At 68.8% G+C, this 12305-nt stretch carries 11 protein-coding genes; 8 read left to right on the forward strand and 3 right to left on the reverse strand.

Annotated features, from left to right (window positions below; genetic code table 11):
* The 7 genes from Q664_RS46390 (at nucleotide 1) to Q664_RS46420 (ending at nucleotide 7317) form a co-directional block, all read left to right on the forward strand.
* On the forward strand, nucleotides 1–267 hold the full coding sequence (locus tag Q664_RS46390) for an acyl carrier protein (protein ID WP_043412286.1): 267 nt from the start codon (nucleotides 1–3) through the stop codon (nucleotides 265–267).
* A complete protein-coding gene (locus tag Q664_RS46395; protein ID WP_043412289.1) occupies nucleotides 264–1262 on the forward strand; it encodes a class-II aminoacyl-tRNA synthetase family protein in 999 nt (332 codons plus the stop codon). Before Q664_RS46390 ends, Q664_RS46395 begins: the two co-directional genes overlap by 4 nt.
* A complete protein-coding gene (locus Q664_RS46400; protein ID WP_043412291.1) occupies nucleotides 1259–1996 on the forward strand; it encodes a hypothetical protein in 738 nt (245 codons plus the stop codon). The genes Q664_RS46395 and Q664_RS46400 overlap by 4 nt, the downstream gene beginning before the upstream one ends.
* On the forward strand, nucleotides 1989–3155 hold the full coding sequence (locus Q664_RS58590; RefSeq protein WP_043412294.1) for a fatty acid desaturase family protein: 1167 nt from the start codon (nucleotides 1989–1991) through the stop codon (nucleotides 3153–3155). Before Q664_RS46400 ends, Q664_RS58590 begins: the two co-directional genes overlap by 8 nt.
* Before the next feature lie 172 nt (nucleotides 3156–3327).
* On the forward strand, nucleotides 3328–5079 hold the full coding sequence (locus tag Q664_RS46410) for a fatty acyl-AMP ligase (protein ID WP_043412297.1): 1752 nt from the start codon (nucleotides 3328–3330) through the stop codon (nucleotides 5077–5079).
* Nucleotides 5076–6599, forward strand: a complete 1524-nt coding sequence (locus tag Q664_RS46415) for an FAD-dependent oxidoreductase (RefSeq protein WP_043412299.1) — start codon at nucleotides 5076–5078, stop codon at nucleotides 6597–6599. Before Q664_RS46410 ends, Q664_RS46415 begins: the two co-directional genes overlap by 4 nt.
* Before the next feature lie 214 nt (nucleotides 6600–6813).
* Complete coding sequence (locus Q664_RS46420) at nucleotides 6814–7317, forward strand: hypothetical protein (RefSeq protein ID WP_052519553.1); 504 nt, start codon at nucleotides 6814–6816, stop codon at nucleotides 7315–7317.
* On the opposite strand, the gene Q664_RS46425 is transcribed toward Q664_RS46420, so the two are convergent.
* The 3 genes from Q664_RS46425 to Q664_RS46435 form a co-directional block, all read right to left on the reverse strand.
* Nucleotides 7239–9419, reverse strand: a complete 2181-nt coding sequence (locus tag Q664_RS46425) for a prolyl oligopeptidase family serine peptidase (RefSeq protein WP_043412303.1) — start codon at nucleotides 9417–9419, stop codon at nucleotides 7239–7241. The genes Q664_RS46420 and Q664_RS46425 overlap by 79 nt on opposite strands.
* Nucleotides 9420–9561: 142 nt before the next feature.
* Nucleotides 9562–10008 (reverse strand): TfoX/Sxy family protein, encoded by a 447-nt coding sequence (locus tag Q664_RS46430; protein WP_043412306.1) that lies wholly within the window; start codon nucleotides 10006–10008, stop codon nucleotides 9562–9564.
* 23 nt (nucleotides 10009–10031) lie between these two features.
* Nucleotides 10032–11453, reverse strand: coding sequence for an amidohydrolase family protein (locus Q664_RS46435; RefSeq protein ID WP_052519554.1), 1422 nt, complete (start codon nucleotides 11451–11453; stop codon nucleotides 10032–10034).
* A gap of 237 nt (nucleotides 11454–11690) precedes the next feature.
* On the opposite strand from Q664_RS46435, the gene Q664_RS46440 reads away from it, so the two are divergent.
* On the forward strand, nucleotides 11691–12248 hold the full coding sequence (locus Q664_RS46440) for a hypothetical protein (protein WP_043412309.1): 558 nt from the start codon (nucleotides 11691–11693) through the stop codon (nucleotides 12246–12248).
* Nucleotides 12249–12305: the final 57 nt, after the last annotated feature.

Here is a 12305-nt window from a genome sequence, read left to right on the forward strand (position 1 = left end):
ATGGACAGGAATCAGTTCGAGGAGCGGCTGCTCACCTTCATCCGCAAGCTGTGCGTGGAGAATGGCATCACCGCGGACATCGGCCGGGACACCGCGCTGTTCGAGAACCGGCTCATCAATTCCATGCGCATCATCGACCTGATGGGCTTCATCGAGAGCGAGCTCTCCATCGAGGTGCCCGAGGACAAGTTGACGATGAACTTCTTCCGCACGCCGCGGATCATCTCCGACACGTTCTGCCCCCCGGGTGGAGACGCGAAGGCATGAGCGCCCTGACGGTGGACCCGAAGAGCCTGGCCTTCGACTCCGGGCGCTCGCCCCGGCCCGAGGCCATCGGCCAGTTGATGGAGCGCGGAGACCTGCGCTCCTACGAGAACGGCACGCTGGGCATGTCTGGCCCCGCGCTGTGGCTGTTCCGCTACTTCGAGCGCAAGTTCCTCGAAATGGCGTTCAGGTACGGCGCCTCCGAGCGCCAGTACCCCACGCTGATGCCCATCTCGGTGATGGAGCGGACGGACTACTTCAAGTCCTTTCCACACCACGCCACCTTCGCCATGTGCCTGGACCGGGACACCACGTCCCTGCGTCAGTTCGTGGACGCGGTGAAGGGCGGCGAGCGCGTGGAGGAGGGAGCGGCCTCGCGGGTGCGCTCGGCGGGCGCGGTGCTGTCCGGCGCCGTCTGTTACCACTGCTACGCGGAGCTGCAGGACCGCCCCATCACCGGCGAGCCCCTGGTGCTCACCACGCAGGGCCGGTGCTTCCGCTACGAGCACGGGGAGTTCGCTCCGCTGCGCCGGCAGTGGGAGTTCACCATGCGGGAGATCGTCCTGCTGGGGCCCGAGGCGCCCATCGCCAGCATGCGCGAGAAGCTGCTGCTGGAGGTGGTGGCGTTCGCGAAGGCGCACGGCCTCACCGGGCGCATCGACGTGGCGTCCGACCCGTTCTTCGGAGCGGTGGAGGGCCGGGCGCGCACGCTGCTGCAGCGGGCCCAGTCGCTCAAGTACGAGCTGCTGGTGGACGTCACCGGGCAGAAGGGCGGGGACCTGGCCATCGCGTCCTTCAACCTGCACGGGGACTCGTTCTCCCGCACCTTCGGCCTCAGCCTGCCGGACGGCCAGCAGGCCAGCACGGGCTGCATCGCCTTTGGCCTGGAGCGCTGGGTGGCCGCCTTCACCGCGTACCACGGGGTGGACCCCTCCGCGTGGCGCGAGGTGATTCCCGCCTCGGAGTTCGCACCCACACCGAATCGAGGAGCCGTATGACGACGGAGCGCTACTACTACGACTTCTTCGGCGCCAGGTCGGAGTCGCGTTGGAACGTGGAGAAGGACATCCCCTGGGGGGAGATCGATCGGGAGGCCGCGCTGAGCCAGCCGGACATCCTGGACAAGGTGCGGCGCACGGCGCTCATCGAGTCCTACCACGCCCTGGGCACCGTCTCGCTCATCAAGCTGCTCCACGAGGACGTGGACGCCACCTCGGTGTTCCAGGTGGAGTGCTTCGAGGGCTTCCGGCACTTCTGGAGCCTGCGGCGCTACCTGGACCTGGTGGGCTTCGAGCCGCGCATCACCGACGAGGAGCTGGTGGAGATCCGCCGGCGCAACATCGAGCACGTCAACTACAAGCCCGAGGACACCGTCCAGGAGCTGGTGAACTTCATCTGGTCCGAGCACGCGGCGGGCTACTTCGCCCGGCAGCTCGGCGCGCAGTGCAAGGACCCGGTGCTGGCGAAGCTGCTGGGATTCATCTCCGTGGACGAGTTCCGCCACGCGGAAGGCGGCTATCAGATCCTCACCAAGCTGCTGGAGCGCCAGCCGGAGCTGAAACCCGAGGTGCTGCGCGCGGCGAGCAACTTCAAACACTACGGCTGGCACGTGTGCGAGCTGCCGGTGGCGGTGGAGAACGACTTCACCACCGTGCTGCAGATGAAGCGCAAGTTCGAGAAGGTGTGCGGTGCCCGCATCGTGAGCTGGCGCGAGGGCTGGGCCAATGGCTGAGGCCGCCCGGAAGCTGGTTCCCGAGGAGCAGGAGCCCGCCTCGCCCGTGGGTAACAAGGCGGGGTGGGTGCTCCAGGAGCCCACGTTCGGGTGGGCCACCGCGGAGGGGACGCCGAAGGAGCCCACGGTGGGCGAGGCGCTGCGCGAGTGGTGGGACGCGGTGAACATCTTCGCCGACATGCGGCGCCTGCCATCGGCGCTGCACGTGGCCTTCCACCTGGCGACGCTGGGCTGTCTGGTGGCGCTGGTGGGCTGGCACCTGTCGGTGAAGAGCGCCCTGTATTTCTCCGTGTCCGCCTTCTTCATGGCCACGGTGACGCACACGGCGTGGCTGCACCGCTATTGCTCGCACAAGGCCTTCGACTTCCGGAGCCCCTGGCTGGCGCGCGCCTTCCTGTGGCTCAACGGCATGGCCATCCGCGAGGACACGTATGCGATTCCCCACCGGGTGCACCACCAGCGCTCGGACAGGGTGGGGGACCCGTATGGCCCCCACCTGGGGCGGCTCGCCAGCTACCTGGCCATCGAGTCGGTGACGAAGTTCAACACGGACATGGCATCGGAGCAGTACGAGCACGTGGCGAAGACGGTGAGCCACATCGGCTTCCCCATCAGCACGTACGAGCAGTTCCGGCGCACGGGCACGGTGGAGCATGCCGGGCACCTGGCGGTGCGCACGCTCTTCGCGCAGGCCTTCTGGAGCGGAGTGGCGTACGCGGTGGGCGGCGTGCCGTGCGTGCTGGCCTGGTACGCGGCGGTCTTCTTCGTCACCTTCCTCATCCGCGACTTCAACTACCTCGGCCACGGTGGCCGGAGTCCTCGGGCGAAGCTCCAGGGCTGGGAGTTCGACGAGCGGACCCTGGCCCTCAACCAGGTCTTCTACGGCGTCTTCGCCTCCGAGTGGCACAACAACCACCACAAGTTCCCCCGCTCGGCCAACCTGCGGCTCGTCCCGGCGCAGGTGGACATGTCCTTCCTCTTCATCCGCCTGCTGCACACGTTGGGCGTGGTCACCTCCTACGTGGACGCGGTGCCTCGCTTCCGGCAGCAGCTCGCCGCCGGCAAGGCGGTGCGTCCCACCGCGGGAGACGAGGAGTACGCCAACGCCATCGGCATCGCGGATGGCAACGACGGCACGCCCCTCCCCGAGCGTCACTGATCCATCACTCCCTCTCCCTCTGGGAGAGGGTCGGGGTGAGGGTCTTCACCGCTGTGTTCAGGCTGAGATGGAGCCTCGATGCGCGGGGGACAACCCTCACCCCCCGCCCTCTCCCAAAGGGAGAGGGTGCATGCGTCACCCCCTAGCCCCCCCGACCTGGAGTACCCCCCCCATGGCTTCTGACTGCATCTCGGGCGCGACCTCGCTCGCCCACATCCTTCATCGCCGCGCCGGACGTCATCCGGAGCGCAGGGCCCTCACCTTCATCGCCCGCGGCACCGAGGAGCGTAAGGCGTACTCCTTCGCCGGGCTGGATCAGCGGGCCCGCACCATCGCCGCGTTGCTCGAGTCCCATGGCGTGCGGGGCGAGCGCGCCCTGCTGCTCTACCCCCAGGGCGCCGAGTACGTGGAGTCCTTCCTGGGCTGCCTCTACGCGGGCACGGTGGCGGTGCCGGCCTACCCGCCGGACCCCACCCGCCTGGAGCGCACCCTGGGCCGGTTGCTCGGCATCATCGCGGACTGCCGTCCCAAGGTGGTGCTGTCCACCGCGGAGATCTGCGCCATGGCCGCCGCCTTCGCCGAGCAGGTGCCCGGGCTGGGCGAGCTGACGTGGCTGGCCACTGATCAGCAGGACCTGGGCGTGACGCCGCTGGAGTCTCCGGCCGACGCCCGGAGCGAGCAGCTCGCCTTCCTCCAGTACACCTCGGGCTCCACCTCGTCGCCCAAGGGGGTGATGGTGAGCCATGGCAACCTGCTGGCGAACCTCGCGCACATTGGCGGCAGCGTGAAGCTGGGCGAGGACTCGTGCTCGGTGACGTGGCTGCCGTCCTTCCACGACATGGGGCTGGTGGACGGGCTGCTGGAGGGCTTCTATTCGGGCTACCCCGTGTACCTGATGTCCCCGGCGGACTTCCTCAAGCACCCGCTGCGCTGGTTGCAGGCGGTGACGGCCTTCAAGGTGACGCACTCGGGTGGGCCCAACTTCGGCTACGAGCTGTGCGTGCGCAAGGCGACGCCCGAGGCCCTCGCCGCGTTGGACCTGTCCTCGTGGCGCAGCGCGTACTGCGGCGCCGAGCCGGTGCGGGCGGGCACCATGCGGCGCTTCATCGAGACGTTCTCTCCCCGGGGCTTCTCTCCCTCGGCGCTCTTCCCGGTGTTCGGCCTGGCGGAGGTGACGCTCAAGGCCCCGGGTCCGCAGGGGAAGGGCCTGGTGACGCTGGGCGTGGACAAGGAGGCCCTCAAGGAGGACCGCGTGGTGCCGCTGCCCGTGGGTGATGCCAACGCCGCGGAGCTCGTCTCCTGTGGAGAGTCCGAGGAGGGCTACGGCCTGGCCATCGTGGATCCAGAGTCGCGCGACACGCTGCCGGACGGCCGCGTGGGGGAGATCTGGGTGTACGGCCCGAGCGTGGCGCAGGGCTACTGGCGCAAGCCGGAGCTGTCCGAGGAGACGTTCCGCGCACGCATCCGCGGGGACGACTCGCGCACCTGGCTGCGCACGGGGGACCTGGGCTTCATGAGGGACGGGCTGCTGTACATCACCGGCCGCAAGAAGGACCTCATCATCATCGGCGGACAGAACCACTATCCGCAGGACATCGAGTGGACGGTGGAGGCGGCGCTGCCGGCGGTGAGGCCGGGGTGCGGCGCGGCCTTCTCGGTGGAGGTGGAGGGCGAGGAGCGGCTGGTGGTGGTGGCCGAGGTGGACACGCGGCAGCAGCAGGGCGGCGCGCCCTTGGAGCTCCACGCGGCGACGGTCACGGTGCGCCAGGCCATCAACGAGGCCTACCAGCTGCGGGTGCACGAGGTGGTGTTCCTCAAGCCGGGCAGCGTGCCCAAGACGTCCAGCGGGAAGATTCAGCGGCAGGCGGCGAAGCGCGCGTACCTGGAGCGCGGCCTGCAGGTGGCGGAGGAGCAGGCGGCATGAAGGTCGCCATCGTCGGGGGCGGTATCGCGGGGATGGGCGCAGCCTACAGTCTGCACCGTCAGCACGAGGTGACGCTCTTCGAGGAGTCGCAGGCGTTGGGCGGCCACGCGCACACCGTGGAGGTGACGCGCGAGGGCCGCACGGTGCCGGTGGACATCGGCTTCCTCATCTATCACCCGTGGGTGTACCCGAACCTGTCGGCGCTCTTCCGGAAGCTGGGCGTGGAGACGCAGCCGCTGCGGCCGGGCCTCGAGCTGTCCATCCACTTCCAGGGTGGCCACTGGCGCACGGGGCGGGACTCGGCGTTCTGGGAGTCCGTGCGGCACGAGGTGGAGCGCTTCCAGCTCGCGGTGCCGGAGCTCGTGTCGAATCCGAAGAAGTACATGCCCCTGACGGTGGAGCAGTACCTGGACGAGGAGGGGTACTCGGAGGACTTCAAGCACAAGGTGATGGCGCCGTTGCTGTCGGTGCTCTTCGTCACGCGCATCGGCCTGCTTCAGATGTCGATGTTCATGGTGGCGGCCACCTTCGGGCCGGTGAGCGGCTACTCGATGGATGGGCCCACGCCGTGGCGCACGGTGAAGCAGGGCTCGCGCGAGTACGTGCGCCGGCTGTCCGCGGTTTTCGCCTCGGGGGTGCGCACGGGCTGCGGCGTGCGCTCCATCCGCCGCGAGCGGGACGGAGTGACGGTGACGAGCGCGGACGGCGGGGTGCACCGGTTCGACCAGGTGGTGCTGGCCACGGAGGCGGGCACGGCGTTGAAGCTGCTGGAGGACCCCAGCTCGGACGAGGCCGTGTTGCTGGGCGAGGTGGAGTACGAGCCGGCGAGCATCGTGCTGCACACGGACCCGCGGGTGATGCCGGAGGACCGGAGCCTGTGGGCGGCGTACACGTACGTGACGCCCGAGGCGCGAGGGCCCTTCACGCGGGCGCACTACAACTACTACCTGCCGGCGTTGCAGGACTGGGTGGGCGAGGACCTGTTCGCCACGTGCAATCCGCCCGAGGGGCTGGTCGACCCGGCGAAGGTGGTGAAGACGATGCGCTGGCAGCACCTGGTGTGTGACGGGATGCATCCGGTGCGTTCGGCGGAGTTGCACCGCATCCAGGGCAAGCGGCGGACGTACTTCTGCGGGGAGTACGTGGGGTTCATCTCGGGGCACGAGATGGCGTTCACGTCGGGGCTGGCGGTGGGGAGGGCGCTCGGAGGGGAGTTCCCGTTCGAGGACAGCGAGTTCGCGCGGCGGAGCTTCTACGACCTGGCGGTGCACCACATGAAGGTGGTGAGGCCGGAGGACGCGCCGGTGGAGGGCGCGCCCACGTGGTGGCCGCCGCCGATGGCTCGGGTGCAGTCCGAGGTGTTGAGGGGACTGGTGGAGGACGAGGTGCGGCGGAGGATGAGGGCGGTGCTGCCGCTGCCGGAGGTGCTGCGTCCACTGGAGCAGGCAGTGGCGGGCACGGTGGCCGGACGCGTCTCGCTCTACGACGAGCTGCGCAAGCAGAAGAAGCAGAGCACCTGAGCGTGAAACATCCCCTCTCCCACCGGGAGAGGGACGGGGTGAGGGTATCCGGGTCCCGGGTTCATGCCCCAGGGGGCCAGGTGAGGACTTCGCGGTCATTCCAATAGAATCACCGCCCATGTTCCATCCGGTCCGCTGGCTCTTCCTCCTGCTGGGGTGTGTCTCTTGTGCAAGCACCCCATCTCCATCGCCCAGCCCTGACTCGAGCCGCCCCGTGCGCGTGCTCTTCGTCGGCAACAGCTACACCTACTACAACGACCTTCCAGCGATGCTCGAGGGCTTCGCCCAGGCGTTGGCTCCAGGGAAACGGCTGGAGACCGGCTCGGTGCTCGAGGGCGGTGCGACGCTCGCATCCCTCTGGAAGGGGGACAAGGCGAGGCCGCTCATCCGTGACGGCTCCTGGAACTACGTCGTGCTGCAGGAGCAGAGCATGCTGGGCGGCCTGCGCATCAACGGCGTGCCGTACATGAACGACCCCGAGGAGATGTTCCTCCCCTACGGCCGCCTCTTCGCCCAGGAGGTGAAGACCGCCGGAGCGCGGCCGGTCTTCTACATGACGTGGTCGCGCAAGGACGACCTGCCCGCTCAGGATGTGCTCACGCGAGCCTATGCGAGCCTCGCGCGCGAGCGGGTTCGGGGCTACTTGGACGCCGGGGCGGCCACCTTGCCGTCCACCGGCTTGTACTTCATGCCCAGCTCGTTGAAGAGGAACGAGTAGACGTCCACCAGCTCCTCGATCTTCTGGCCCAGCGGCGTGCCCATGCCGTGGCCCATGTTGTTGGTGCGCAGCAGCACCGGCCGCTTCGAGCCCGTGGCCTCCTGCATCCGCGCCACCATCTTCCTCGAGTGGAACGGATCCACGCGCGGATCATTCTCTCCCGAGGTGAAGAGCACCGAGGGGTACTTCACCCCGTTCTTCACGTGGTGGTACGGCGAGTAGCCATACATCGCCTGGAACTGCTCGGGGTTCTTCACCGTGCCGTACTCGGGGATGTTGAACTGGCCATTGGGCGTGAGCTCCACGCGCAGCATGTCGTAGATGCCCACGTGCGCGAGCACCGTACGGTACATCTCCGGGTGCTGCGTGAGCGCCGCGCCCATCAGCAGGCCACCGTTGCTGCCGCCCTGGATGGCCAGGCGCTCGGGCTTCGTCCACTTCTGGTCCACCAGCAGCTTCGCGCAGGCGTAGAAGTCGTCGAAGACGTTCTGCTTCTTCGTCAGCGAGCCATTGGCGTGCCACTCCTCGCCGAACTCCGCGCCGCCGCGCAGGTTGGCGATGGCCACCACGCCGCCCTGCTCGATGAAGGCGAAGTTCATCGGGCTGAAGCCCGGCGACAGCGAGATGTTGAAGCCGCCATACCCGGTGAGCAGGGTGGGGTTGTTGCCGTTCTTCTTCGTGCCCTTGGCGTGCAGGATGTTGAGCGGTACCTGGGTGCCGTCCTTCGAGGTGCACATCACCCGGTCCACCACCACGTTGCGGGTGTCCACGGGCGAGGTGCGGCCCAGCGCCGTCTTCGCCAGCTTCCCGTCCTTCGCCGAGTAGCGGTACACGGCGGAGGCCTCGGTGTAGCTGCTGGTGCCGAACAGCAGGTCATCCCCGCCCAGGTACACCGTGCCGCCCACGGAGGAGACGGGCGGGGTGGGCACCACGCCGATCTCCTTGCCGTCCAGGCCCAGGATGCGCATCCGCGTGGGGCCGCCGAGCTGCTCCACCACGTAGAGCCGGGTGGCCGTGGGGCGGACGCCCACGAGGGAGGCCTCGCCCTCGGGGATGAGGACCGTGGCCTTGTCCTGCGCGGGCGTGGCGAGCGGAATGCTCAGCAGCTTGCCGCGCGGCGCGTCCTTGCGCGACAGCACGTAGAGTACATCCTTGCCGAACGTCGCATCCTTGAGCTTGTCCTCGAACTTCGACAGCTGCGTCCAGGTGCCCTGCGGCCCGCGCACGTAGAGCGCGTACTCGCCTCCGTCGCCATTGCCCAGGATGGCCAGCACGTACTTGCCGTCCTCGGACGTCTCGAGCTGGAAGTTGGCGATGCGCGGCGCGTCCTTGCCCAGCTCGTAGGTGTCCTGGTCCGTGGGCGTGCCGAGCTTGTGGAAGTACACCTGCTGGAAGAACTCCCGGTCCTCGGCCGGACGCTCCTCGCCACGCGGGTAGCGCGTGTAGAAGAAGCCCGTGCCGTCCCCGTTCCACGAGAGGCCGCCGCCGGCCGTTCCGCCATTCACCCGGGGCACCACCTCGCCGGGCAGCGGCTTGCCGGTGGCCACGTCGTACACGGTGACGTCACCGCTCTCCGTGCCGTCCTTGGACAGCGACACCGCCACCTTCTTCCCGTCCATCGAGGGCACGAAGAAGTCGATGGTGGTGTGGCCGCTCGGGTCCAGCTCCATCGGGTCCACCAGCACACGGGCGGTGGAGGTGTCGTCCACCGAGGGCAGCACCACCAGCATGGACTGCTGCCGGGGCGGCTGGAACTTCATGGCGAACAGGGTGCCGCCGCGCTGAATCATGGCGAAGTGGGCGGCCGACTTGTGGGTGAGCAGCGTGGTGATGCGCGCGCGGATGGCGTCGCGCGAGGGCAGCTTGTTCATCACCGCGCGCATGTGCGCCGTCTGCCCCTCCACCCACTTGCGGACCTCGGGGTCGTCACTCTTCTCCAGCCACTGGTACGGATCGTCCACCTTCGTGCCGTGGTAGGTGTCCACCACGGCCTTCTTCGCGGCGACGGGCGCCGGGGGCACGGCCCCCTTGGCACCGGCCAGCGACGTGAGCGGCAGCATCAGCGACAGCACGGCGACGGCCGGCTTGAGGCGTTGTTGCATCGAGTCCCTCGGGTTGGTTGAGGGCCCGTAGCCTGCCACGCGACGCCGCCGTCCGCTCGTCTCCGCGCGTCGTGTCCGCTCCTGGGACGCCATCCCACTTCCGGACAGCTTCACTGCCCGTCGTGGAGGCGGGCAGCCATCTTCACGCGCGTCGCGAGGTCTTCTTCGTCACGGTTTTTTTCGCCCGCGTCTGTTTCGGCGTGGCCGTCTTCGCCTTCGCCGGAGCGGACTTCTTCTTCGCGGCGGGCTTCTTCTGCGCGGCGCGCAGCGAGGCCTCCACCGCGCGGCGGGCCCAGGGCAGCAGCGCGTGCGCGTCGTCGCTCACGTCCGCTGGAGGCGTCCAGTACGACATGGTGACGGGCTTGCGGCCCTTGCCCGCGTCGTAGACGAAGGGCTCGCCTCCCGCGGCCTCGAAGGCGGGGCGCGTGGTGTCGTCCGTCTTGAGGTAGAGCCGGTCCTCGATGATGAGGCCCATCATCCTCCCGGCGTAGTACAGGCCCCACCCACCGAACATGGCGCGCGCCTGCACGGGGCCCAGCGGCTCCAACAACTCCAGCGTGTACTCCACGTAGCTGTCCATGCGCGCCATGCGGTGTCCTCCGTTTCACCCCATCATGGGGCCGTGGACGTCGCGGTGACCACGCCCTTGTTCACCCGGGGCGGTGCGTTGGCCAGCACCGCCGTGCGCTCGAGCATCGCGTCCAGCTCGCTCCCCGGCAGCCACTTCCCGCGCACCATCACCCCGGCGATGTCCCGCGTGTGCTTCACGTCCTGGAGCGGGTTGGCCTCCAGCAGCAGCAGGTCCGCGCGCCGGCCCTTGGCCACCGTGCCCCAGGTGCCCGCCTCGCCCAGGTACTCCGCCGCGTTGCGTGTGGCCGCCTCCAGCACGCCGTAGGGCGGAATCCCCGCCGCCGCCAGTGACTCCATCTCCCGGTGCACCGCGAAGCCCGCCACCATGAAGAGCTGCGGCGAGTCCGAGCCCACCAGCAGCTTCGCCCCCGCCGTGTACAGCCCGCGCGTCACCTGCCGCCGCAGCTCGGCGAACTTGCGCTCGCGCTCGGCCGGGGCGTTCACCATCTGCGGGTCATTGGCCAGCATCTGCGTCCATGCCTCCACGGAGGACTGCTTCGCGTAGCGCAGCTCCGGACGCGCGCGCAGGGCCTCCACGCCCTCGGGGTTCGTCACCGTCTCGAAGAGCGCCAGCGTGGGCGAACTCCACACGCCCTCCTTCCTCGTGGCCTCCGCCAGCGCGGGGATGCGCGCCGGCTCCATCCGCTCCAGGGGCTCACCCACCTCCACCTGGCCCACATGCTGGCGCGCGCTGTCGTTCTCCGGCAGCAGCTCGTTCAGGTACCCATCCAGGTGCTCTATCTGCTGCCCCGACTCGAGCGCGTGGAAGAGGCCCACGTCCGGCGTCACGTGGCCGCTCACCGCGAGCCCTTGTGTGCGCGCCTCGGCCATCATCGCGTCGTACGTCTCGCGGCCGAGCGAGCCGTGCGTCTTCAGCAGGTCATAGCCGGCCGCCTTGTACTCACGCACCCGCTGGCGTGCCTGCTCGGGGCCCTGTACGGACTTGCCGTGCATGGAGGGCGCGGCGACGCGCAGCATGGGCCCGAGCACCTCGCCACGGGCCACGCGGTCCCTCACCACCCGTGAAGTGTCCTTGGGGCCGCCCAGCGCTCGCGCCGAGGTGACGCCATTGGCGAGCAGCAGGGCGAGCACCTGTCCGGCGGGGTCCTCGGGTTGGCCCGTGCCCGGCACCAGGTGGAGGTGCATGTCGGCGAGCCCCGGCATCAGGTAGCGCCCCTGGCCCTCCACCCGTATGGCGCCCGCGGGCACCGGGGTGGTGTCCACCGGCCCCAGGGCGACGATGCGCTCTCCCCGCACCACGACTGTCTGGTGGGCGAGCAAGCGCTCGGAGTCCATGGGCACCACGTTCACGTCCACGAAGGCCACCGTGTCCTTCGCCGGTGGCTCCGCCTTCACGGACGGGTGGGTCGTGCCGCAGGCCGTCATCCAGAGTGCCAGGCCCATGACTACCGGGTGTGGCCGCCATGTCTCTCGCCGCATGTGGTGTGCTCCCCCTCTCCCGGGATGCCCGGGCGGGAGGCCAACACCGGTGTCCGTCCGGTTGTTCCCAAGGCAGCCGGGCGATGGAGCGTCCGCGGCGCTTCACATCTGCTCGCCCCCCTCGTCCATCTGCTGTGGGTCCGACGCACCGCCCGCGCGAACTTCATGAGGGGTTCGCTCCAACCCACGAGGAAGCACTTCATGCCCCTGTACGCCAAGCTGCCCGACCGAGTGAAGCCCAGCGAGCTCACCATGATCAACCCGGTCTGGATCGACATCCAGTCCAACCCGAAGGAATTCGTCCCCCACAAGAGCGTCACCTTTCTCTGGGTGATGCGCGGCGACGGCAACGTCATCCTCGGCGTCGAGGAGCCCTGGAGATACAAGGAGGCCTTCGACAAGAGCGTGTGGCCGATGCTCGAGAAGATGAAGCAGCACTACGAGGCCGAGGCCGAATACTGGAAGACCCAGAGCATCCGGGATGGGAGCGGTGGCCACCCCACGCTGGCCGCCTGGTTCGACCCGACGGGGAGGGCTTCCGACCACGCCGGCTTCGCCTACATTGGCGGTGAGCTGCGCTACGACGAGAACACCAGTCAGTGGGTGCTGACCAATCAGTCGGGACGCTTCGGCCGCGGGTCGGAGCTGAAGGAGGGGACGGTCCAGGAGCAGGATGTACTGGAGGCGCTGAACGGGGCCGCCCAGCGCATCACGGAGAAGACCGGGCTGGCCGTGACGATCCGACTGGTGAAGAAGTAGCACGGGTCACCGTTTCATCTCGTGAGCTCCCGGGAGGGGGAGAGCCCACCCGCGACC

The sequence above is a fragment of the Archangium violaceum Cb vi76 genome (genome assembly GCF_000733295.1).
GTDB classification, from domain to species: Bacteria; Myxococcota; Myxococcia; order Myxococcales; family Myxococcaceae; genus Archangium; species Archangium violaceum.

What these genes read in the sequence shown, in the direction of transcription:
- Q664_RS46390 (WP_043412286.1), top strand. Translation starts at nt 1, where the DNA reads ATGGACAGGAATCAGTTCGAGGAGCGGCTGCTCACCTTCATCCGCAAG.
- Q664_RS46395 (WP_043412289.1), top strand. Translation starts at nt 264, where the DNA reads ATGAGCGCCCTGACGGTGGACCCGAAGAGCCTGGCCTTCGACTCCGGG.
- Q664_RS46400 (WP_043412291.1), top strand. Translation starts at nt 1,259, where the DNA reads ATGACGACGGAGCGCTACTACTACGACTTCTTCGGCGCCAGGTCGGAG.
- Q664_RS58590 (WP_043412294.1), top strand. Translation starts at nt 1,989, where the DNA reads ATGGCTGAGGCCGCCCGGAAGCTGGTTCCCGAGGAGCAGGAGCCCGCC.
- Q664_RS46410 (WP_043412297.1), top strand. Translation starts at nt 3,328, where the DNA reads ATGGCTTCTGACTGCATCTCGGGCGCGACCTCGCTCGCCCACATCCTT.
- Q664_RS46415 (WP_043412299.1), top strand. Translation starts at nt 5,076, where the DNA reads ATGAAGGTCGCCATCGTCGGGGGCGGTATCGCGGGGATGGGCGCAGCC.
- Q664_RS46425 (WP_043412303.1), bottom strand. Translation starts at nt 9,419, where the DNA reads ATGCAACAACGCCTCAAGCCGGCCGTCGCCGTGCTGTCGCTGATGCTG.
- Q664_RS46430 (WP_043412306.1), bottom strand. Translation starts at nt 10,008, where the DNA reads ATGGCGCGCATGGACAGCTACGTGGAGTACACGCTGGAGTTGTTGGAG.
- Q664_RS46435 (WP_052519554.1), bottom strand. Translation starts at nt 11,453, where the DNA reads ATGGGCCTGGCACTCTGGATGACGGCCTGCGGCACGACCCACCCGTCC.
- Q664_RS46440 (WP_043412309.1), top strand. Translation starts at nt 11,691, where the DNA reads ATGCCCCTGTACGCCAAGCTGCCCGACCGAGTGAAGCCCAGCGAGCTC.